This is a genomic window from Bdellovibrionales bacterium, assembly GCA_018266295.1.
Lineage (GTDB): Bacteria > Bdellovibrionota > Bdellovibrionia > Bdellovibrionales > Bdellovibrionaceae > JACMRP01.
Genome location: JAFEAQ010000011.1, coordinates 709,828 through 730,189, shown reverse-complemented (window position 1 = coordinate 730,189; position 20,362 = coordinate 709,828). Strand labels below are relative to the sequence as shown.

Here is a 20,362-nt window from a genome sequence, read left to right as displayed (position 1 = left end):
TTGCGACAGAGTTTAAACAGTGTCAGCATGAGTTTATGAAAAAAATCAAATTTTATATCTTTTTGACTCTTTTTTCGGGTCTGAGTGTGAAGTCATTTGCTGTCACCGACGTGGGTTTTTCCGGAGAGCTGGATGTTGCCTTCACATACAAGCAATTGCCAACCCGCGATCAAGGTGTGACCGCGTTTACAATTCCACGATTGAACCTCGATATTGAAGCCCCGCTTCGTGATAATAACGAAATTTTCATACAGCTTGAGACCTCTGAATATCGCGATAGCACTTCGAAGCGTTTCGATACGCAGCTCAAAGAAGGCTATCTCAGCTTGACTAGCATTTTGCCACCTCGCTCTGAGTTGCGTTATGGTTTGATCCCGGATTTCTACATTGAACTTCAGCGTGAGCAATGGGACTACGATTTCTGGGGCGTCACGAGCCAAGTACCGATGATTAAGTACAAGTATGCGGCATGGTCCGACCTGGGAGCTATGTACCAGAGCGAGCTGCCGGATGATTTGGGGCAGTGGGCTTTGAGTTTCACCAATGGCGAGGGTTATCAAAGCGATGAAACCGGTCAGCGTAAACAGGCCCAGCTGCTTTTCGGTTTTACGAAAGCGGCACCGTTTTATGCGATGCTTGCGTACACCTACGGTGCCTATGATGACTACGACAGCAGTTTTAACAAGAAAACTCGTCTGGCCGTGAATCTAAGCTATGAGTTCACTGCCGGCCTGCTCGCATTAGAGTATTATGCGACTCAAGATCCAGCGGACGCGATGACGGCCGGGCACATGGCGGCAGGAGTCGATGTTTCGGCCCTGCATGCAACTGTGGTTGATGGTGAGGGCGCAAGTTTGTTCGGGCGTTGGGATATGACTGAAAAAGCAGATCTCTTTGTCCGTTTGGATTACCTCACGCCGGTGAAGCCAGAGAAGAATAAAAACCTGAAATCCGTCTCGGGCGGGGTGTCTTATGACTCGAGCGAAGACATCCGTTGGGCCTTGGCTTACGAGTATACGGATTACAGCGAGGACTTCTCGCCATCTATTCGCGACGAAAGCCAGCTAGTTTTAGCAACAAGGGTCAGTTTTTAGAGGAAAAATGTTAGGATTTTGTTAGAATCCTGTAAGGGTTTTCTCAGGTTCGCTTGACGCACTCCATTTGAAGAAAATGAAATGCGGGGCGCTCCTGAGTGTATTTGCTTTTTAAAATCAATTTCAGTAAGTAAAGGTCAGGAGTTAGCGTGGAAAGAACAATGGATTCGCAATTGGACGAGCTCAAGAGACTTATTCTCGTAATGGGTGGTCACGTTGAAAGAGCTCTGAACGAAGCCACGAATGCTCTGATGTCTCGCAATGTCGATAGTTTCGCCCAAGTACACGACATCGAGAAAAAAATTAACGAAGGTCACATCGCCGTCGATAATGCCTGCTTGGCGGTTCTTGCAAAACAAGGCCCTGTAGCGAAGGATCTTCGTTTGATTCTTTCCATCGTTAAAATCAATACCGATCTTGAGCGCATGGGCGACCAATGCGTGAACATCGCCTACACCGGTAAAGACTATTGTGGCCGTAAGCCTCTGCAAAACCTTGATGATATCAGCCGCATGTCGAATGTCGTGCGTGCGATGGTGAAGGAATCTTTGGATTGCTTCGTTCGTGGCGATGTCGAGCTGGCTAAGAAAATTTTGATGATGGATGACGAAGTCGATGGTTTGAAAAACAAAGTTTTCAAAGATCAACTCAGTCACATGAAAACGGCTTCTCAAGATGTAGAAGCGTCCTTGGATCTCATTCTTGTGGCCCGAAACCTAGAACGTCTCGGGGACCACGCGACCAATATTGCTGAAGATGTTATTTTTGCGTTCACAGGTAAGGATGTCAGACATGGTGGGAAATACACATGATTCCAACGCCGCAATCTTAGTGGTGGAGGATGAACAGGAAATTCGCGAACTGATGGCTTTGCACTTGCTCCGTCAGGGCTTTAAAGTCAAAGAGTGCTCTTCCGCTGAAGAGGCTCAAAGCGAAATCCAAAAACAAAAGTTTCATCTTGTCATCCTGGATTGGATGCTTCCTGGAATCAGTGGACACGACTTCCTGCAACAGATTAAACAAACTGCCGGCGCTCCGAATGTTTTGATGGTGACGGCAAAGACTGAGCCCCAAGACATCGTGACCGGCCTTGAGGGCGGCGCCGATGACTACCTCACAAAACCTTTTGATCCGGGCGTCTTTATGGCGCGTGTCCGGGCGCTTCTCCGTCGCTCCAGTCTGCAAAATGCACCGGCTGCGAAAGATGCAGAGTTTATCCAACTTGCGGGTTTGAGCGTGAATTTCAAAACCTACGAAGTAAAGCTAAATGACGAGCCTTTGCATCTGACGCCGTCAGAGTTCAAGCTTCTTGGCAATTTGATTGAAAGTCAGGGGCGTGTGTTGACTCGTGATCAATTGATTGAAAATATTCAAGGTGAAGGCATTAACGTCACCGGCCGTACCATCGACACTCACGTCTTTGGTCTTCGCAAGAAGCTGGGGGCGTGGAGCGATAACATCGAAACCATTCGTGGTGTCGGTTATCGCGTGAAAATGGACACCCAATAATGAATTTAGCACGATTCCCATGGAAGCTTTTCTGGCAATTTTATTTTATTCAAGTTGTTCTCTACAACTTGCTTTTTGTTGTCAGCCTGGGAATCGTTAGCACCTACCGTCCTTTCGGCACGGGATACTTCTGGTCCATCGTTTTACAATACAGCTTTGTCACTTTGTTGCTCGCAGCCGGCATCGCTTGGCGTTTTACGCGCCCATTGCATAAGATCATCCTCAAGGCTTTCCGTGTAGCCAGTAAAAAATTTGAAAATCAGAGTGAAGACGACGAAGACCTCCTCGATGAAGAGCTTGGTGAGTACGCGCAAATTGAAAACGCCTTGAACCGCATTCATCGTAAAATGAAAAAACGCCGTGATCAGCTTCAGCAAGAGCGCGAAGAGACTCAAGCCTTCATGAGCGCGGTTGAAGAGGGGATTGTCAGCGTCAGCACGGATCTGCGTGTTTTGTATTTCAACTCACAATTCGCGACGCAGTTTATGGACTCGAAACAAGTTCAAAGCGCGATGACTTTGGCGGATATCTTTCGCTATCCTGAAATCCATGAGGCGTTCTTGCGGGCTTTGAATGAAGGCCGCGGTTTTCGCGTTCAGGTAAAGCTTGAAACGAAACTCGAAAAAAACGTCCGCTATTTCTGGGTGTCGGTCAATCCGCTTCGTAAAAGCAAAAGCAACGAAGTCTATGGTGCCATGGGGATCTTCCACGACATCACGGAGCTTAAGAAAGCCGAGCTGGTGCGCATCGAGTTCGTCGGCAATGCTTCGCATGAGCTGAGGACTCCACTGACGTCGATCAAGGGTTATGTTGACACGCTGAAGGCCGACGTCAATAAAGGCAACTTTGATCACGCGGCGAAATTTGTTGATATTATTTCTCGCAATGTCGAACGTCTTGCGGACCTTGTGAATGATCTTTTGAGCATTTCGACTCTGGAGTCCAATCCAGAGATTAAGTTCGAGCCGGTGAATCCATTGCAGGTTTCTGAGCACATCGTTTCGGAGTTTGCGCCGATGATGCGTGATAAAAACCAAGTGGTGATGGTCGTCGGGGCTCAGGATGTGACGAGTTTCAACGCCGATGTTCGTAAGGTCGAGCAAGTTTTGCGTAATTTGGTTTCTAATGCCGTGAAATACATCGGTGCGGGTAAAACCGTGCAAATCCGCTGGGAAAAAGCCAGCGATGGGGCAGTCATCCTGCGTGTGCTTGATAACGGCCCGGGAATTCCGGCGGAACATCACGATCGCTTGTTTGAAAGATTCTATCGTATCGATAAAGGCCGTTCTCGCGATGCCGGCGGCACGGGGCTAGGATTAGCCATCGTAAAGCACATTATGCAAAGCCACGGCGGTTCTGTGCAGGTTAAAAGCGAAATGGGCAAAGGTTCTGAATTTATTTGCACTTTCCCTCTGAAAACTGTTTCATCTAAGTCTTAGGACTTAGAATGAAAGACACTTTCTATCAGCATTTTGAAAAGATCTATGTTTCGCGTTGGGGCGACCTCTTTGACGCCCTCAAAGCGCCGGAGCGCCAAGTCGCGCGTTTAAATCTTTTAAGCTCGGCACAGCCAGTGGTCTTAGAAGACGCGGCTCCCGCACATCCGTCGCTTCATCATTCCTATTGGCTGCCGTTGCAGGCCTTTTATCAGCCAGAGCGAACGCCAGAAGACCTTTTGAATGTTTATATTATGGATCCGGCCAGTGTGATCGTCGCACGCGCACTCGAAGTGGAAGAGGGCGACCGCGTTTTGGATATGTGTGCAGCTCCAGGCGGTAAGACATTGATTCTGATCGAAGGACTTAAAAACTCCGGCGAGATTTTTGCGAACGATCTATCTCCTGAACGTCGGGAACGTTTGAAAAAAGTGATTCAGCAATACGTACCTCGAAATATTCGTGACCGCGTGTGGGTCACGGGCAAAGACGGCGTGCAGTTTGGTCTTAAAGAGCCGAACAGCTTTGACAAGATTCTGTTGGATGCTCCGTGTTCGGGAGAGCGCCATGTGCTTGAAAATAAGAAAGCCATGGAGGAGTGGAGCCCTCGCCGCGGAGAAAACCTAGCGACTCGCCAATATGCCCTCCTAGCAGGGGCTTTACTTGCGGCAAAGCCGGGTGGGCGGATCGTGTATTCCACCTGCAGTATTAACCCCGATGAAAACGACGGCGTGATTCATAAGCTTTTAAAGAAGAAAAAAGACTACGTGACACTGATTCCGCAAGAGACCACCGACATCGGTGAAAAAACCCAGTACGGCGTGGCGTTTATGCCAGACCGTTGTGGGTTTGGACCGCTTTATTATTCTGTGATCGAAAAAAATCCGTAACTATTTTTCCGGCGCCCCTGCATTGATCCAGCGTTTTATAAATTCGATTTGGTCGGCAGTCAGAGATGCCCCGTCTTCGGGAGGCGGCATTCGGTCGTCATCGGTCCGTGCGACATATTTGTAAAGCTTGCTGTGAGTCGCATCGGCGGCAATGACCATGTTCTTTTGCGCGACCAGATCGGCAAACGGATAGAGCGCGATGTCTTTCGCATCTGGATCATCGCTTTTTGGGTTATGGCAGTGCAGGCAGCGAGGCTGCAAGACCTCTGTGGTGAGCGTTTCATAAGTCAGCGGCATCTCTAAAATAGGAGGTTTAGGCGGAGTTTGCGGTACGCCGCTTTGACAGTGGGCTAGATCAAAAACCTTCTTGCTAGAGTTGTCCGGCATGCCTTCTTGGATCCACTCTTGCAAAATGTCTTTTTCGCAGTCGCTGAGAGGTTTATAGCCGGCATCTGCCGGTGGCATAGAATTACTCAGGACCTCATCTTGTATTTTGCTAATGTTTGCTTTGATGGCATCGAGAGTGTTGAGCGTCGGCGAGTTGCTTCCACTATGACAGCGCAGGCAAGTGTCGAGAACACTTTTTTGCACGACCTCAGCACCCACAGTTGTTGTTTCTGAAAATGTATCTTGAGAAGAGGCACCAGGATCTTTGAGGACGTGATAGTTACAGGATCCAAGAATCAATAAGCTAGAGATAATAATGCAGTAAAAGCCACGCATAGTCGCCCTCCTGAGCGGTGATTTGTGGAGCCCGTTCTCTCATCCACACTCCTTCGATTTCAAAGTGGGGGCGTGGAAAAAATTGAACGCCAAGTCCATAGTGAGCCGTCTGTGTCGCCGGACTTTCTAAGGTGGTGCGCTGGGCATCGGCAACCAAAAGTCCGATCACACCTTTGTAAAATTCGTAGCCCCATTTTTGATAGGTCGCGCCGGAGTGTTGGGTCACTGAAGTGCTTTTGGCAGTATCTTCTTGCCAGTCAAACTCGGTGAGCCAGAAGAATTTTTTTGTAAATCCGAGAAGACCGTGCAGGCCCAATATCTGACGACGGCTTTGTGGTAGGTCGCCGCTCCAGTAGCTGACTCCGGGTTTAAGAGTGTCAGCAAAAACCCGTTCAATTTTTAAAGCCCAGGCTTTTTCATCCGAATTTGTATGATCCTTCGGGGCGATGCTATAGGTTCCGGTGACGGTCCAATTCTCGTTGGCAAATTGAGCTTCGGCGGCATTGCGCTCGTCGTAAGCGCCAAATCCAAGAGGGCCACGCGTCGGTGAGACGTGTTCCGGAATACTCAAGCCAAATTGCGGTAGGAACTTCCCGGCGCGGATTGAAAAATAATCGTTCGCCTGAAATAGGACGTAATAATGGTTGGTTTCTGAGCTCCAGGAGCTATTTTCTTCGAAGCGGCCAAAGGCATAATCAAAGACCCAGTTTTTAATTCTTATAGCGGCCTCGAGTGCCCCTTGCATATTGATCCACTGACCGTCTTTAACCTGATCGTTTTCATAGTGATACTGTAAACCGCGGTAGTCACCGCCGACAGAAAGCCATTCGTTCACAGTTTCAAGATTGACGACACCATGAAGAAACTGAGCTTCTTTCTCGGTTCCCCAAGTGCTGAGGAGTTCCGCAGAAAGACCCCGTCCATAGGGTGTGAGCACTCCGCCACCCCCGGGGGAGGTGTGGCAGGCGGTGCAGTTTACATATCCGTATCGAATCATTTCCGGAAACGCTTTTGCGAAAATGGGTGCGAGAAAAAAGGCGAAAAGTAAAATAGCTCTCATATCTACTCCGGACGGAGATTCGTGCGAACCTCTACCTGAACCTCATCAGCCACTGTCATGCCGGCATAATTTGGAATCGCGATATTAAAATCACTCAAATGAATTTTAAATTCTACCTGGCTTTTTTTAGTCCCTTGGCTGGTTTCATAAGAGAAATGTCCCTCGATTTTTTTGGTGACTCCGTGAAGAGTCAGGTCCCCGCCAAATGGCAGGTCGCTTCCTGCATCGCTGGCGGGTAAGTTCAAGGAAGTGATGGTGAGTATCGCCCTTGGGTTTTTATCGATCTCGAGATATTTTTTCTTCATATGCTCATCGCGAAGATCAATTCCGGTGTTTAGATCGCTGAGGAGCAAGGTGAATTCGCCATGAGCTTTGCCGCCGTCGACGTCGATTTGACCTTGTGGGCCCGGTGACTCACCCTTGATGCGAATCATTGCGGGGCGGCCGATGGCGAGAAATTGCAGGTGACCATCGTCACGCCCTGTTTTGTATTTTGTAGTTGTGGAGGCCTGAGCCTGCACAGAGGACATCAGAAACAGAATAGCGAAAAGGCACTTCATAAATCCCCCTAGAACAAATTTTTGACAATAGAAGGGGCGCGCTGCGGGTTTTTTGCCTGCAGCGGCTCTCTGAATAAAAGCTTTTTGTGGTTTTAAAAATTAATTTTTGAACTGATCGTGGCCGTCTTTTTTTGCCTGAACAAGTTGGTTCAGCAAGGCAGCCGCTTGGGTATTGTTGTTATTACGGAAAGCATCAGCAAGTTGTCGGCCTAAGTCAGCAGCTTGATCCAGTTGCTTATCATATTCGGCTTTGGCAGCCGCTCGTTTATCACTCGAAAGCGAGCTGATCGAGTCTGGCGTAAAATCCTTTGCATGCAATGTCAACTGAACGAACTCATCTGCCAAAGTCGCAGAGCTTGAATTCATTTGTGGATTGCTTCCTTGGGTCGTGATGGTCTTCAAATCGTTCGACATTGCTTTCATTGTCTTTCCCAGTGAAGAAGGCAATGCGGAAGTCTCGATTTGGGCGTGGGCTGTAATCACAGCCAGAGTGAGCAGAGTTGCTGTAACAAATTTTTTCATAGATCCCCTCTTAGTTCTAAAATTTTTCACATTCCACGCAGCTCGGAAAGAGCTGCTGATTGGACTTTGACAGCTTGGTCTTCAGAGAGCCCCACAAGCTCTCCATACTCATGGAGCATCAGCGCCGCAGATTGTGGTGTGATATCTGAGACATCCACTTTGCGAGAAATATTGTACGCACTGATGCAAATTGAGTTTGGTGTCGGTGTGATCGTGCTGCCATCCACAGGATTGTTGTTCTCATCCTTGCATGCGTGTCGATCACTGACATGGAGGTGTGCCTTTTCGATGGTGTCTTCGACTCTGGCTTTTGCACTAAATACTGGAGCAAAGGCGGCCATTTGTTCAATAGGGAGGGCGCCGACCAGGTAGGCTTGTTTCTTCAATGTCAGGTAATTTTTTAAAACACCGCGAGCATTGTAGATCATATGTTCCGCGGTTTCAGGATCTACCGGGTAACTTGGAGCTCTCGGAGAAAGGGTGTTGCCGCCGCCGCCACTGACGCCGCCTTCAAAGGACCAAGCGGAGTTGACAGTTATGAGTAACAACAGAGACATCAGGTATTTCATGAGTTCCCCCTCTACGGACATACAATAATACATGGACTCTAGAAAGCCATTGCAATTTGCTAAAAAATAAGGTTTTTATTTAGTATTACTAAACTATGGAAAAACTCTCAGTTTTTGAATTTCAGGATTATAAGAAGTTTATCCTCCAATGGATGGAGCGTGCTCCTAACCAGGGAAGGGGGCAGCGAAAGCTTTTGGCTGAGGCAATTCAATGCCAAACCCCTTTTATTACTCACGTTTTGACCGGGCACTATCATTTCAGCTTAGAGCAGGCAGAGGCCTGCGCGCGCTGGATGGGGCTTAACGACAATGAAACGGAGTTCTTTGTTTTATTGGTCGTGCGCCAACGGGCGGGCACGAAAAGTCTTGAAAATCTTATCAATAAACAGATCTCTCAGCGGCGTGAAGCGGAGACGGTGCTTAAAAAACGCCTGCGGATCCAAGAAAAAATGAGCGCTGAAGATCAGATGATCTATTACAGCAACTGGCATTACGCCGCCATTCACATGGCCTGCTTGATCCCGCAATTGCAGACCATTGAAGCGCTTCAGCGTTATTTTAATTTGAGCCTGCCGCAGATTGTGAATGCACTGGAGTTTTTGACTGAGCATGGATTGATTGAAGAGCATCGCTCAAAGTTCCGTGTTTTAAAACCAGTTCTGCATCTCGAGCGTGAGTCGCCTCTGATGGCTCAGCATCACACTCAGTGGCGTTTAAAGGCCATCGATGCAATTCAGCGGCGTCGTAGCGCGGATCTTTTTTATTCCGGAGTCATCAGTCTTTCTAAGGATGACTATGAGTGGCTGCGCGAACGGCTTTCCGTATTGTTGGAAGAAGCGATCGATCGTGTGAAAGATTCTAAGGATGAGGCTTTGGCGTGTTTAAACTTAGACTGGTTCGAGGTTTAATCTTTGGTAAAAGATTACGGTTGCTCATCCAGTTTTTTTTTAACACTGTCGCGGTATTCTTTAAGCGAGTAATGGCCGTAAGTTTTTTTACGGTACATTTCTAGCACTTCCGCTTCGAGGTCTTCGATGACATCTTGCAGATGGCCGTCGGGAATATTTCCAGATCGGGAAATAAAAACGAGGTAAGTGCCAACGATCTTCTGGATCAGTTCCTTTGGCGACTCGATTTGGCAATCGGGATCATGTAAATGCTGATGAAAGATTTGAAAGAGAAGATCTGTTGTCATATGCTGATTTATCGGTAAAGCGTTGGGAAACTGAATGAAAGCGATGAGTTTATTAGAGCTTAGGACCTTGGTCACCGAGTTGGGAAGCCTGCTGGAGGATGCCCAACTTCAGGACGTGATTTCCAATGACCGTGGCTTGGCTCTAGGCTTTCGTGGGACCCAGCACTTCTGGCTGACCCTCGACATGAATCCTTCGAATCCCTTTTGTCTGGTTTTTGCCGACTATTGTCCTTTCAAAAAAGGATCTAAGCCTAAACCGATCGCATTATTCCTGAATTCCCATGGAAAAAACCTGTACTTTCGCAAGATATGGCTCGCGGAGGACTACGGCCGCGTCCTGCATATAGAACTCGCCAATAGCCAGAAAGTTTGCGAACTCAAGCTGATTCTCATCCCACGACAAGCCAATATGTTGGTTGAGTCCGAGGGTAAAAGTATCGCTTGGGAAAAACCCCGCGAGTTGCAAGTACAGACTGAAACCGGTGAGCTTCCCGAGCCTCGCGATATCGGAGAAATCCACGAAGAGTGGCTTGCCGAGTTCCAAGGTGGTGCACGTCCGTCGATTGATCCGCGCGCGCAGTGGGAGAAAAAGAAAACCAAAGATCTTGAGAAAAAGCGCAAAGCTCTTGAAGAAATCGAAAGGACGCTGGCTGAGAATTCTTCCGAAAAATACTACGAGCTTGGGAGTTATTTAAAATCTATTTCGCCTGAAGACTTCACTCCGAAAAAAGTTCCGACGGAGTGGCACGGACTTCTAGATTTTAAGCAGAAACTTTTTGCCAATATCGAAATGGTTTTTGAAAAGGGCAAGCAGGCTGCGAACAAAGTTCAGGGGACTGAAGAACGCCGTAAGATCCTTGTGGAAGAGATTGTAAAGCTCGAGAAAAGCACCTTTGAATCGAGTCAACGCGATCAGGGCGCGCGCCCAAAAGTAGATGACCTGATGAAAAATACGGAGGCCAAAGGACGTAAGCTTCATTTGGAATCCGGTGCGATCGTTTACTGCGGAAAATCGGCGGCTGACAACCTGGCGCTTCTTCGCCGGGCAAAGGCGTGGGACTATTGGTTGCACCTGAAGGACTATCCGGGGGCCCACGCCATTGTGCATAGGTCCCGTGATCAGGAATTGCCATTCGAAGAGCTGCAAAAGGCGGCTCTTTGGGTGCTAAAAGAGTCTCTTTCGTCAAAGACCTTTATGCCGGGGGAGAAGTACGCGGTTGTCATTGTGGAATGCCGTTTTGTTCGTCCTATTAAGGGCGATAAACTGGGCCGCGTGACCTATCATTCCGAGAAGCAATTCATGGTGACGGCTTAATCGTATCTTGACCCTTTGCTTCCTAGCTCGATGCCTTGACTGTCTCTCTCAGCAGAATAGAATTTTCTATTATTCTACAGAGGACGGAACATGATTGAAGTGCGCGATCTCACCAAGGACTACGGTCCACGTAGAGCTATCAACCAGCTCAACTTCACGATCAATAAAGGCGAAGTCGTTGGCTTCTTGGGCCCGAACGGGGCGGGGAAGTCCACCACAATGAAAATTATCACAGGCTTTATGGCGCCAAGTTCAGGCACGGCGAAAGTGGCTGGCTTTGACGTGTTTGAAAGTCCTTTGGAGGTAAAGAAGCGTATCGGTTACCTGCCTGAAACTCCACCTGTGTACACCGATATGTATGTTCGCGATTATTTGACCTACGTGGCAGAGCTTAAACAAGTGCCGCGCGAGAATATTCAAAAACAAGTCGACCATGCTTTAGAGAAAACCAATCTCGGCAGCGTCCAAAAGCGTTTGATTCATAACTTGTCTAAAGGGTATCGGCAGCGCGTGGGAATTGCTCAGGCTCTGGTTTCAAATCCGGAAGTTCTGATTCTCGATGAGCCGACAGTCGGTCTTGATCCAAAACAAGTGGCTGAGATCCGCGAGCTTATCAAAGAACTCCGTGGTCATCACACGGTCATCCTGTCGACGCACATCTTAAGCGAAGTTCAAGCCACTTGTGAGCGCGTGATCATCATCAATCAAGGTCAAATCGTAGCTCAGGACCGTATCGAAAATCTTGCGAGCCAAGAGCGTGGTCAAAGTCGTCTGACCATCCGACTGCGTAAAGAAGTTGAAGACTTCAAAAAAGTTCTTAGCGGAATCGAAGGAGTTCTTGCCGTTGCAGCTGGCAGCAGCCGTCGCGATTGGGAAGTGAACTTCCGCGGTGACGATGCGGTTGTTGATGCTATTTCTGCGCGCGTTGTGAAGGAGGGCTTGGGATTATTAGAACTCAGCCCTCACAAAGTGGATTTGGAAGACGTCTTCTTGAAGCTGACCTATGGCGCTGAACAAACTGGGGTGCAATCATGAGTGGAACAATCACGATCTTTAAAAAAGAACTGAAAGGCTTTTTCTTAAGCCCAAGTTTTTATGTGATCGCTTTCTTGGTTTCTGTAGTCTTGAGTTGGTCGTATCCGATTCAGTTGAACTTGTTCTCGCAGCTTTTGCAGAACTACGTGTTCCAGCAAAACTTGCCGAATATGAATCAACTGAACATCCATTATGGCTTGTTCTTAAGACATCTTTCTTACTTGAACCTGATGCTGATCTTCGTGGTCCCTGCACTGACGATGCGTTTGCTGGCTGAAGAAAAGAAGCTGCGTACCTTTGATCTGCTCTTAACCTCACCCGTAACTTCCACAGACATCGTTCTTGGCAAATACTTGGCGGCGCTGGCAGCGGTCGGCGGAATTGTTTTGTTAGCACTTTCTTATCCGGTTGCAACGGCGACAATGACAAAGCTGAGCTGGGGTCCGCTCTTGATAGCCTTCCTTGGAATCTTTCTGGTCGGTGCGGCTTACGCAGCAATGAATTTATTTTGCTCAAGCCTCACTGAAAATGCTTTGGTTGCGTATGTGACTTCGGTGGTTTTCAACGTTTCGATCTGGTTTGTCGGCATCGGCGTTGAGATGACCGATAGCCAAACCATCCGTCAGATCATTGAACATGTTTCTATCAATACACACTTAAGCAGCCTTGTAGAGGGCACCATCCGTACGAGTGCGTTGGTGTTCTTAGTCAGTCTTGTGGCTTTATTTTGTTTCTTGGCCGAGAGGGTCGTTGAATCCTCTCGTTGGAGGTAGTGTCCATGAATAAAATCAGTAAAATCCTCTTTGGCATCTCCGGCGTTAGTTTGCTGTGCTTTATTGTGACTCGTTTGTTGGTCGGTGTGTGGATTCCATTCCTTTGGATTCCGTTATCATTCTTCGTTTGTTGCTTTATCGGTGCGATCATCCAAGAAAGAAGAACCATTGCAGAGTTTATGACAATGAAGACCACAAAACACGGCATGAACATGGGCGCTTTGATTGCGCTTGTGTTTGTGGTGCTGGTGGTTGTGAACTTCTTGTCGGTTCGGCATTACAAAGTTTGGGACTTCTCGGGCGCACAAAGCAATACCCTGTCTGACCAATCCATTAAACTGGTAAAGAGTTTGAACTCGGAATTGCTGATTCGCTTTTTCTATAAAAAAGGCGTTGAAGGTAACGAGGACAATCGTAAAAACTTCCGTGAGCTGATCAAAAAATATCAAGATCAAACTCCGAACATCCGTTTGGAGTTTGTTGAAGTGAATGAGCGCCCGGATCTGGCTGAAGAGTACGGTGTCACAAAAGGCAGCGGTGTGATCTTCTTGGATTACAAAGGCCGCCGTAATCGTGTCGAGAAAATCGACGAGCAAGAAGTCACCACAGCGCTTGTAAAGGTGACCCGTGAAAAAGAAAAGAACATCTACTTCGTCGTCGGTCATGGCGAGCGCGACCTGGAAGAACCTAAAGAGGCAACGGGCTTAAACGCCCTGAAAGTGATGCTCGAGAACAACCGCTATGTGGTTAAAACTCAGGCGACGAACTTGAATGCAAAAATTCCTGAGGACGCCGATGTTGTCATGATCATTGGTCCAACCCAAAAGTTCCTGGATTACGAGATCAAGGCTCTTGAGGACTATCTCCAGCGTGGTGGCAGTCTTTTGATGGCATTGAAGTCAAAACAAACCCAAGGGCTCGAGGCTGTCTTGAGTCAAGTCGGTCTTGAGCCGATGAATAACTACATCATGAACCTCGTCGATACGCCGATGGGTAAGGGTGTGCAGCAGGGGCAAACTCTGGGTACAGTTTTCTCTAGCACGAATGAGATCACAAAAGTTTTTGGTAAAAGTGAAGCGACGATTTTCAGAAACCCAATGTCATTTAAGCGTGGCAAAGTTCCTGAAGGTGTGGCGATTGATGATCTGGTGAAGACTCAAGAAAACTCAATGTCCTTTACAAATTTGGATTTGAAAAACCAAGGACCTCAAGGGGCGTTTACAATCGTCGCTGAAGCTAAAGGAAAATTCCCCGGTAACAAAGGCCAGGATTTTCAGTTGATTGTCGCGGGTGATGCTGACTTTCTCGGGAACCAGCTTTTAATGCAAAGCCTGAACCGTGACTTGGTTTTGAACTCGGTGGCGGCTCTCGCAAAAGAAAGCAATTTGATCAGCATTACTCCGCGCGAGGCGCAAGTAACGAAGCTACAGATGACGGATTCGAATTTCTATCTATTCTTATTCTTATTTGCCATTCCATTGCCGGTATTACTACTCGGTACAAGCGTTACTCTGTGGATGAGAAGGAGACATGCTTAATGAAGAAAACGACCTGGTTCGCAGTTTTTGTTGCTGTCCTCGTAGGGGCTACTTACTATTTTGAGTTCTATCAAGCCAACCGCGAAGAAAACAAGAAAGCGGACGCGGCCAGGATCGTGGCCTTTCCGGTTGATCAAATCAATCAGATCGAAGTGCAAAATAAAACCGGAAAGATTCTTCTCAAGCGAGATACTGAGGGCTGGCGTCTCGAAGAGCCAGTTAAGGACTGGGCCGACAATCAATTCACTGAAGACTTCGTTAACGGCCTGGTTAGCGAAAAGAGCATCGACACCATTGCCGCTGAAGGTGAAACCAACTGGCCTGTCTATGGCCTTGATAAAGAATATTCAAAAGTGATCTTTACGAACCAGGCCGGGCAGTCAGTGCTGGTGGATGTCTCTAGTAAAAAGAACTTCGAAGGTAATAGCTTCTTAAGACGTGGGTCCGAGAATCAGGTCCTTGTGGCGACGTCGCAGTGGGCACTGCGGGCGAATAAAACACCGATGGATTTCCGCGATAAGCGTTTCTTCCGTGGCAAGATCGGCAGTGTCGAAGAAATTAAAATCAAATCTCAGAAAGATGATTTTACGCTCGTTAACAAGGATAACAAATGGATCAACGAGAAAAATCCAAAGCTGAAGTTGGATCAAAACAAAGTGCGTGAGATTTTGACTTCGCTGAATGAAATTCATGCGACGGAGTTTTTGGATAAAGCGCCGTCGGCACCGGCTCTGGCTAAAATCAGCTTGAAACTGAAAGATAAATCATGGAGCGGCGAAATCAGACAGGGCCTGGATAAGACTTTCTATGGTGTTACTTCTGAGCCGGTGTTTAACTTGAAGCTCGAAGCGGGGCAGGTGGATAAATTCACCAACATGACCTTGATGAGCCTTCGTGATCGCAAAGAGCCATTTGATTTCCAAAACCTGATGGTTCGTAAAATCGAAATCAATACGACGCTCAAGAAAATGGCATTGGTTAAGGCTGGCGACAAATGGACGATGGAAGGTAATGAAAAAGCGAACATCGATCAAAATGCGGTTCGCGCATTTATCACTCGTTTCAGCGACACGGGAGTCACCGAGTACCTAGATAAGAAAGAGCAGACATCATTTAAGAATCCTCAGAACAAGATTATTCTAAAAGGCGATGATCAAAAAGTTCTCTTCGACGTTGAATGGGGCCCCGAGATTAGCAAAAAAGCCCTCGTTGGAGAAAAGAAGCTAATTTTAGCAAAAACGAGCTTGTTCGACGACGTTTTTGGTCTGGATCCGACGGTGATCGAAGCTTGGGGCTTGATGGGACTCCTGCCGGTAGAGCAGACTAAGGATAAAGCACAAAAGGAAACTCCGTGAAAATTCATATTAAATCCCCAACGCGTGTTGATCTTGCGGGCGGGACGCTAGATCTATGGCCTTTGTATCTCTTTGTTGGCGGTGCGAGCACCGTGAATGTGGCCATTGATATTTACACCCACGCCATCATTGAGTCGTTGGATAACGGTCGCGTGATGTTGGATTCAAAAGATCTGAATTTACAAAAAGACTATAAGAGTTTGAGCGAAGCCCTCGCCGATACAGATCCACGCATGATCTTGTTGCAAACACAATTGCGTTACTGGCAGCCAAAGCAGGGTTTTAAACTCACGACTCAATCCGATAGCCCGGTGGGCGGCGGACTTGGTGGTAGTTCCAGCTTAACGATTTCAATTATGAAGGCGTTTGCGCAGTTCACGGGCCGCAGTTTTAAAGACAGCCACGAGATGGTCCATACGGCTCACAATATTGAAGCAGAAATTCTCAATGCGCTGACGGGAACACAAGATTACTATCCGGCGGTGAGTGGTGGTTTGAATATTTTGAAATATAATTACGACGGCATTACTCAAGAAGTGTTGCCTATCGAAAACTCTCCGCTCGCTCAACACTTTTTGTTGGTTTACACCGGCAAAACCCATCACTCCGGAATGAATAACTTTGAAGTGATGAAGGGAGCTGTTGCCAAAGATCCTCGAACCGTTCAAGCTCTGAAAGATATCCGTGTTATTGCGGACAAAACGGAGAAAGTCGTTCGTGAGTCCCGCTGGAGCGATCTGCCGGATTTATTCCGTCAAGAGTTCGAAGCCCGCGTGAGATTAGCGCCGGCGTTCACCAGCCCCGAAATCGAAAAGTTGAATGAGCTTTCTTTGCAGAACGGGGCTCATGCTGTTAAAATTTGTGGAGCCGGGGGCGGAGGCTGTGTCCTAGTTTGGACCCCTGAAAACAAGAAAGAAGGAGTAGCGAGCGCATGCCAAAAAGCCGGGTTTCAAGTACTCGCAACTCGTCCCGTGAACCCTCTCCAGTAGGAGATGTGATCCGCTTTGTCGGTCTGTCTCTGGGCGGCGGCAAAGCGGACAAAGCATGCATGGCGATTTTGGAGTATTATCCAAAACACCATAAGGTCTTCCTTGCTAAAATCTTTGAGCGCATCCGTACCGAAGATAATATTTCTGCTGATCTGAAAATCCACGAAATCCTCGAGCAATATGATGGCATGATTCACACCCTGGCGGTCGATACGCCGTGGAAAGTGCCTTATTGCATGAGCTGCAAATTGAAATGCCCAGGTTACGAAGCCTGCGGCGAAGACCACATCAAGTGGATGTGGGAATACAATAAAGAGCACACCGCAAAGAAACGTCCGAAAAAACTTTTTACTCCGTACACTCAGCGTGCGGTGGAATTGCACTTAGCAACCGAGTTGGAAGAGCCTTTCCAAATGTCAAACGCGATGGGCGCCAACGCCGCTCCGCTATTGGCGCGTGCTTCGTTTATTTTACGCCGCTTGAATGTTCCTGCGATTGAAGTTTATCCGAAGCTCTCGGTCTGGCGCATTGGCTTGTCACTGCATGTTTTGAAATCGCACCTGCGTTCACACAAACATGCTGCAGTCGGAGAAGACAGCCGTCGTGGAATTCTCAAAGAACTCGGCGAGCACAATATCGCTTTCGTTTACGATCAAGATCGTCGTCTGATGATTGAAAACAATCACGCCTTTGAAGCCTTCATCTGCGCGATAACGGCCTTCTTGGAGTACAAAGGCCAGACGGAATCACGCCCGAAGGGCTTTCCGAAAACCGAAGACTGGATTGCTTTTCCTAAAGAGCGCATCAACTGGAAGTTCTAATAGGGCCCAAAAAAAAGCGAGGCGGTTTCCCGTCTCGCTTTGGTGGTTCAGATTTGATTCTCAATACTAGCGGTAGAAAGTACCGTATAAGTACACAGGAGTTTGTTCCCAGTGGCAAACTTGTGCCGGCGGAACGTTTGGCGGATTGCCTGGAGTCCAACTGCATACTTCACGTTGCATGAGATCTCTTAAGATTGAAACGTTGATACGCATGCCTTTGTCAGTCTGTTTGAAGCTCAAAGAAGCATCACGGCCACGAACCATCAACGAGCAGCCGCCAGCATCGAAAGCAAAAGTCGCCGAGCTCACTGTTGGATTTTTATTTTCATTTTTAATAGTCACATCCAACATATTGCCGAATTCGGAGTGGCAGTTGTTGTTCAAGATGTCTTCGCCGCGCTTGTTAACGTAAGCGAGCGTGGGCTTGTTACCGTTGAAATCAACGATCAGATTTCCAGGAACGCCTTCGAAGTCACCCTTGTAAGTGCCAGCGAGTTTTTTAGCTTGAGAAAGATATTGGCTTGGAACTTCACCATTTTTGATTTTAACAGTTTTGCAGGCAGCCAGAGAAAGAAGAGCAAAAGATGCAACGAGTAGTTGAGTCAGTTTCATAAAAAAAGCCTCCATTTGTAGCAACTATAGTCGCAAATGGAGGCTAAATTCAATTTCTAAATCAAAGCTAAAAACTACTTGGTAGCTTTAGCAACAGTATTTTGATCTTGTACTGCAGGAACTTGAGAAACTTCAACTTTAGCTTGAGCCAACCAAGTCATCAATTTCGGAGAAGTGATTTCAGAGTACAATACGTAACCGTTGCAACCACGAGTTCCGCGGCTAGTAACACCGAAGAGCTGGTAGCCTTGGTTTGTTTTTACGTAAGCAGGACCGCCAGAGTCACCTTCGCAAGAAGCTTTGCCATTGCGTTGGTCAAAAGCGATTTCTGTATCATTGTAGTTACCAGCAACAACCAATTCAGTTGTTCTCAAGATACCAGAACCATCCAATTGCTCTTCGTAGCATTTTTCAGTTTTGCCATCTTCAGACTGCTCACAGAAAACTTCGCCCTTCGCTTGTTTTTCTTTGAAGTTAGGATAAGTCGCTTTGTCGATTTCGATCAATTTATCGCTGTTCACGCCGTAACCAGCAACAGTGATTGTTGAACCTTCAGTCAAGACGCTGTTGTCAGCCAACAGAGTTGCAGGCTCGAAACCAGCTGGTACATCGCCTTGGAACTTGATCAAAGCAGTGTCGCCCCATGCTTGAGCGCCAGCACCTTTTTGTTTTTTGCCCCAGTTAGGGTTCACAACAGTTTTAACACCGCGACGAACTTTAGAAAGAACGAAGTTTCTATCTTGGCTTTTGAAAACAGCTTCTAGGTCCGCAGCAAAGATAATGATGTGGTCTTGTGCGTTTGCACCGATGCAATGAGCTGCCGTCAAAACGATGTTGTTTTCAAGCAAAGAACCCGTGCAAAGAGCGTGTTCAGTTACGTTGTAGATACCAACGATGCTCTTATGGAGAGTAGAGCCTTCAGCAACTTCGGTACCGCCAATGATTGAAGGAGCGCCTGATGTGTTGATTGCGTTAGAAGATGTATTGTTAGAGCAACCTACAGCCAAAGCCGCGAAAGCAGAAACAACAAGGAGAGAACGAGAACGTGCTAGTAGTTTCATTTTTTGATTCCCCTCAAAAAAGATTAAAACCCCTCAAAGACCCTATAAAAAGTGGACAACAAGTACCCAAGTTGGAACCAGAGGGCAATCTTTATTTTGCAGTATTTTTTAATGGGAGCCATAAAATTTGCTTATGGCAATTGTGGAAGCAGAACTGGGGCTTGGCAAAGGCTAAACCTCTGGTAATACTAGGGTCTACAGCGTCTATATATTATAAGGAGGCCGGGGATGGCAGATTGGGAACAGAGGAGTGAGATCAATTCAGACGTGGTCTTCTTCCCTTACGTACCTGCCGGCCTGGAGAAAAACTCCGAAGAGGTCTTCATTTGGGACCTGGATAAGACCTATTTAGACACCACCATCGACTCCTTGCGTGGCCTGATGCAGACGGTGCTTGAACGGGCCTGGAACAAGCGCAACATCCCGGGCACAAGCACCCTGATCCGAGCTCTTTCCATGTACCGCGCAAAACAGAGCGGGCAGAAGTACTTCCCCATTTACTTTATTACAGCTTCTCCGCCACAGATGGAGGAGCGGATCTCCGAAAAATTTTCTATCGATGAGATTCATCCATTTGGTTCCTTTTACAAAGACAACCTTAAGAACCTCCGCCCGGGTCGTTTCTGGCGCCTGACAAAACAGGTTGGCTACAAGCTCCAGGCGCTGATGCAGTTGCGGACGCGCCTTCATCCGAACGTGCGCCAGATCTGCTGGGGTGATGACAGCGAGTCGGATGCGATCATCTATAATCTTTACTCTGACATCTGCGCGCGCCGTATTGGCCCGCACGAGATTCGCAGTATTCTTGAAAAGCTTCACGTCACCGGTGAACAAGTGGATCAGATCCTCACGCTGCAAGCGCAGGTTTCTGAGAACGATCCTGTCGAGAAAATCTATATCAATCTCGCGACGGATACGGATCCTGATTACTACCTCAAATTCGGTCGCAGGACTCTTGCGACTTACAACACTTATCAAGTGGCCCTCGATCTTGTGCAAGATCAGCGCTTGTCACTCGAAGGTCTCTACGCCGTGGCCCAGGACATGATTTACAATTACGGTTTCTCACCAGAGGAGCTGATGAAGAGTTTCGACGAACTCATTCGCCGGGGTGTGATCGGCCAGGCTTGCTATGAGCGTGTTCGCCCGTTCCTCGAAGAGAAGGGCTTGATCTTCCATGACTTTGCTCCTTCCATGGCGCCTCTCAAGGAAAAGCATGTCATTGATGGCAAGGTTTTCGAGATGGAAGGCGTGCATGAGCCGTGGGTTCTCGAGCGGGTCGATTACCTCCACGAGAGCCGCTAA

At 47.7% G+C, this 20,362-nt stretch carries 22 protein-coding genes; 14 read left to right on the top strand and 8 right to left on the bottom strand.

Annotation, left to right across the window (positions count from 1 at the left end; translation table 11 throughout):
* The first annotated feature begins 35 nt into the window (after positions 1-35).
* The 5 genes from JSU04_12325 to JSU04_12305 all read left to right on the top strand — a co-directional run bounded on the left by JSU04_12325 (position 36) and on the right by JSU04_12305 (position 4,929).
* Entirely contained in the window at positions 36-1,094 is a 1,059-nt protein-coding gene (locus JSU04_12325; protein MBS1971091.1) for a hypothetical protein, read from the top strand.
* A gap of 149 nt (positions 1,095-1,243) precedes the next feature.
* Complete coding sequence (gene phoU, locus JSU04_12320) at positions 1,244-1,906, top strand: phosphate signaling complex protein PhoU (protein ID MBS1971090.1); 663 nt, start codon at positions 1,244-1,246, stop codon at positions 1,904-1,906.
* A gap of 19 nt (positions 1,907-1,925) precedes the next feature.
* Entirely contained in the window at positions 1,926-2,603 is a 678-nt protein-coding gene (locus tag JSU04_12315) for a response regulator transcription factor (GenBank protein ID MBS1971089.1), read from the top strand.
* Positions 2,603-4,042 carry a PAS domain-containing protein gene (locus JSU04_12310; protein ID MBS1971088.1) on the top strand — a complete coding sequence of 480 codons (1,440 nt, stop codon included), beginning with the start codon at positions 2,603-2,605 and terminating at the stop codon, positions 4,040-4,042. Before JSU04_12315 ends, JSU04_12310 begins: the two co-directional genes overlap by 1 nt.
* A gap of 8 nt (positions 4,043-4,050) precedes the next feature.
* The gene (locus JSU04_12305; GenBank protein MBS1971087.1) at positions 4,051-4,929 is read left to right on the top strand and encodes an RsmB/NOP family class I SAM-dependent RNA methyltransferase; all 879 of its coding nucleotides are present in this window, start codon (positions 4,051-4,053) and stop codon (positions 4,927-4,929) included.
* Here the strand turns inward: JSU04_12305 and JSU04_12300 are convergent, their stop codons facing one another.
* The 5 genes from JSU04_12300 to JSU04_12280 all read right to left on the bottom strand — a co-directional run bounded on the left by JSU04_12300 (position 4,930) and on the right by JSU04_12280 (position 8,363).
* Positions 4,930-5,652: a hypothetical protein gene (locus JSU04_12300; protein MBS1971086.1), complete on the bottom strand. Its 723-nt coding sequence runs from the start codon at positions 5,650-5,652 to the stop codon at positions 4,930-4,932.
* Positions 5,621-6,589, bottom strand: a complete 969-nt coding sequence (locus tag JSU04_12295; protein MBS1971085.1) for a hypothetical protein — start codon at positions 6,587-6,589, stop codon at positions 5,621-5,623. Before JSU04_12295 ends, JSU04_12300 begins: the two co-directional genes overlap by 32 nt.
* A 125-nt stretch (positions 6,590-6,714) precedes the next feature.
* Positions 6,715-7,272: a YceI family protein gene (locus JSU04_12290; GenBank protein MBS1971084.1), complete on the bottom strand. Its 558-nt coding sequence runs from the start codon at positions 7,270-7,272 to the stop codon at positions 6,715-6,717.
* Between the two features lie 99 nt (positions 7,273-7,371).
* Complete coding sequence (locus tag JSU04_12285; GenBank protein MBS1971083.1) at positions 7,372-7,794, bottom strand: hypothetical protein; 423 nt, start codon at positions 7,792-7,794, stop codon at positions 7,372-7,374.
* Positions 7,795-7,820: 26 nt separating this feature from the next.
* Positions 7,821-8,363: a hypothetical protein gene (locus tag JSU04_12280; GenBank protein ID MBS1971082.1), complete on the bottom strand. Its 543-nt coding sequence runs from the start codon at positions 8,361-8,363 to the stop codon at positions 7,821-7,823.
* A gap of 95 nt (positions 8,364-8,458) precedes the next feature.
* On the opposite strand from JSU04_12280, the gene JSU04_12275 reads away from it, so the two are divergent.
* Positions 8,459-9,271, top strand: a complete 813-nt coding sequence (locus JSU04_12275; GenBank protein MBS1971081.1) for a TIGR02147 family protein — start codon at positions 8,459-8,461, stop codon at positions 9,269-9,271.
* A 14-nt stretch (positions 9,272-9,285) separates the two neighbouring features.
* On the opposite strand, the gene JSU04_12270 is transcribed toward JSU04_12275, so the two are convergent.
* A complete protein-coding gene (locus JSU04_12270) occupies positions 9,286-9,558 on the bottom strand; it encodes a hypothetical protein (protein ID MBS1971080.1) in 273 nt (90 codons plus the stop codon).
* Positions 9,559-9,592: 34 nt separating this feature from the next.
* Between JSU04_12270 and JSU04_12265 the strand changes: the two genes are divergently transcribed.
* The 7 genes from JSU04_12265 (at position 9,593) to JSU04_12235 (ending at position 17,384) form a co-directional block, all read left to right on the top strand.
* On the top strand, positions 9,593-10,873 hold the full coding sequence (locus JSU04_12265; GenBank protein ID MBS1971079.1) for a DUF814 domain-containing protein: 1,281 nt from the start codon (positions 9,593-9,595) through the stop codon (positions 10,871-10,873).
* Positions 10,874-10,963: 90 nt separating this feature from the next.
* The gene (locus tag JSU04_12260; GenBank protein MBS1971078.1) at positions 10,964-11,908 is read left to right on the top strand and encodes an ATP-binding cassette domain-containing protein; all 945 of its coding nucleotides are present in this window, start codon (positions 10,964-10,966) and stop codon (positions 11,906-11,908) included.
* On the top strand, positions 11,905-12,681 hold the full coding sequence (locus JSU04_12255) for an ABC transporter permease (protein MBS1971077.1): 777 nt from the start codon (positions 11,905-11,907) through the stop codon (positions 12,679-12,681). The genes JSU04_12260 and JSU04_12255 overlap by 4 nt, the downstream gene beginning before the upstream one ends.
* Before the next feature lie 5 nt (positions 12,682-12,686).
* Complete coding sequence (locus JSU04_12250; protein ID MBS1971076.1) at positions 12,687-14,219, top strand: GldG family protein; 1,533 nt, start codon at positions 12,687-12,689, stop codon at positions 14,217-14,219.
* The gene (locus tag JSU04_12245; protein MBS1971075.1) at positions 14,219-15,574 is read left to right on the top strand and encodes a DUF4340 domain-containing protein; all 1,356 of its coding nucleotides are present in this window, start codon (positions 14,219-14,221) and stop codon (positions 15,572-15,574) included. Before JSU04_12250 ends, JSU04_12245 begins: the two co-directional genes overlap by 1 nt.
* Positions 15,571-16,563 carry a galactokinase gene (locus tag JSU04_12240; GenBank protein ID MBS1971074.1) on the top strand — a complete coding sequence of 331 codons (993 nt, stop codon included), beginning with the start codon at positions 15,571-15,573 and terminating at the stop codon, positions 16,561-16,563. The genes JSU04_12245 and JSU04_12240 overlap by 4 nt, the downstream gene beginning before the upstream one ends.
* On the top strand, positions 16,506-17,384 hold the full coding sequence (locus tag JSU04_12235) for a DUF429 domain-containing protein (GenBank protein ID MBS1971073.1): 879 nt from the start codon (positions 16,506-16,508) through the stop codon (positions 17,382-17,384). Before JSU04_12240 ends, JSU04_12235 begins: the two co-directional genes overlap by 58 nt.
* Before the next feature lie 66 nt (positions 17,385-17,450).
* On the opposite strand, the gene JSU04_12230 is transcribed toward JSU04_12235, so the two are convergent.
* Both JSU04_12230 and JSU04_12225 read right to left on the bottom strand, forming a co-directional pair.
* Positions 17,451-17,996, bottom strand: coding sequence for a hypothetical protein (locus JSU04_12230; protein MBS1971072.1), 546 nt, complete (start codon positions 17,994-17,996; stop codon positions 17,451-17,453).
* A 74-nt stretch (positions 17,997-18,070) separates the two neighbouring features.
* Entirely contained in the window at positions 18,071-19,057 is a 987-nt protein-coding gene (locus JSU04_12225; GenBank protein MBS1971071.1) for a trypsin-like serine protease, read from the bottom strand.
* 228 nt (positions 19,058-19,285) lie between these two features.
* Between JSU04_12225 and JSU04_12220 the strand changes: the two genes are divergently transcribed.
* Positions 19,286-20,362, top strand: coding sequence for a hypothetical protein (locus tag JSU04_12220; protein ID MBS1971070.1), 1,077 nt, complete (start codon positions 19,286-19,288; stop codon positions 20,360-20,362).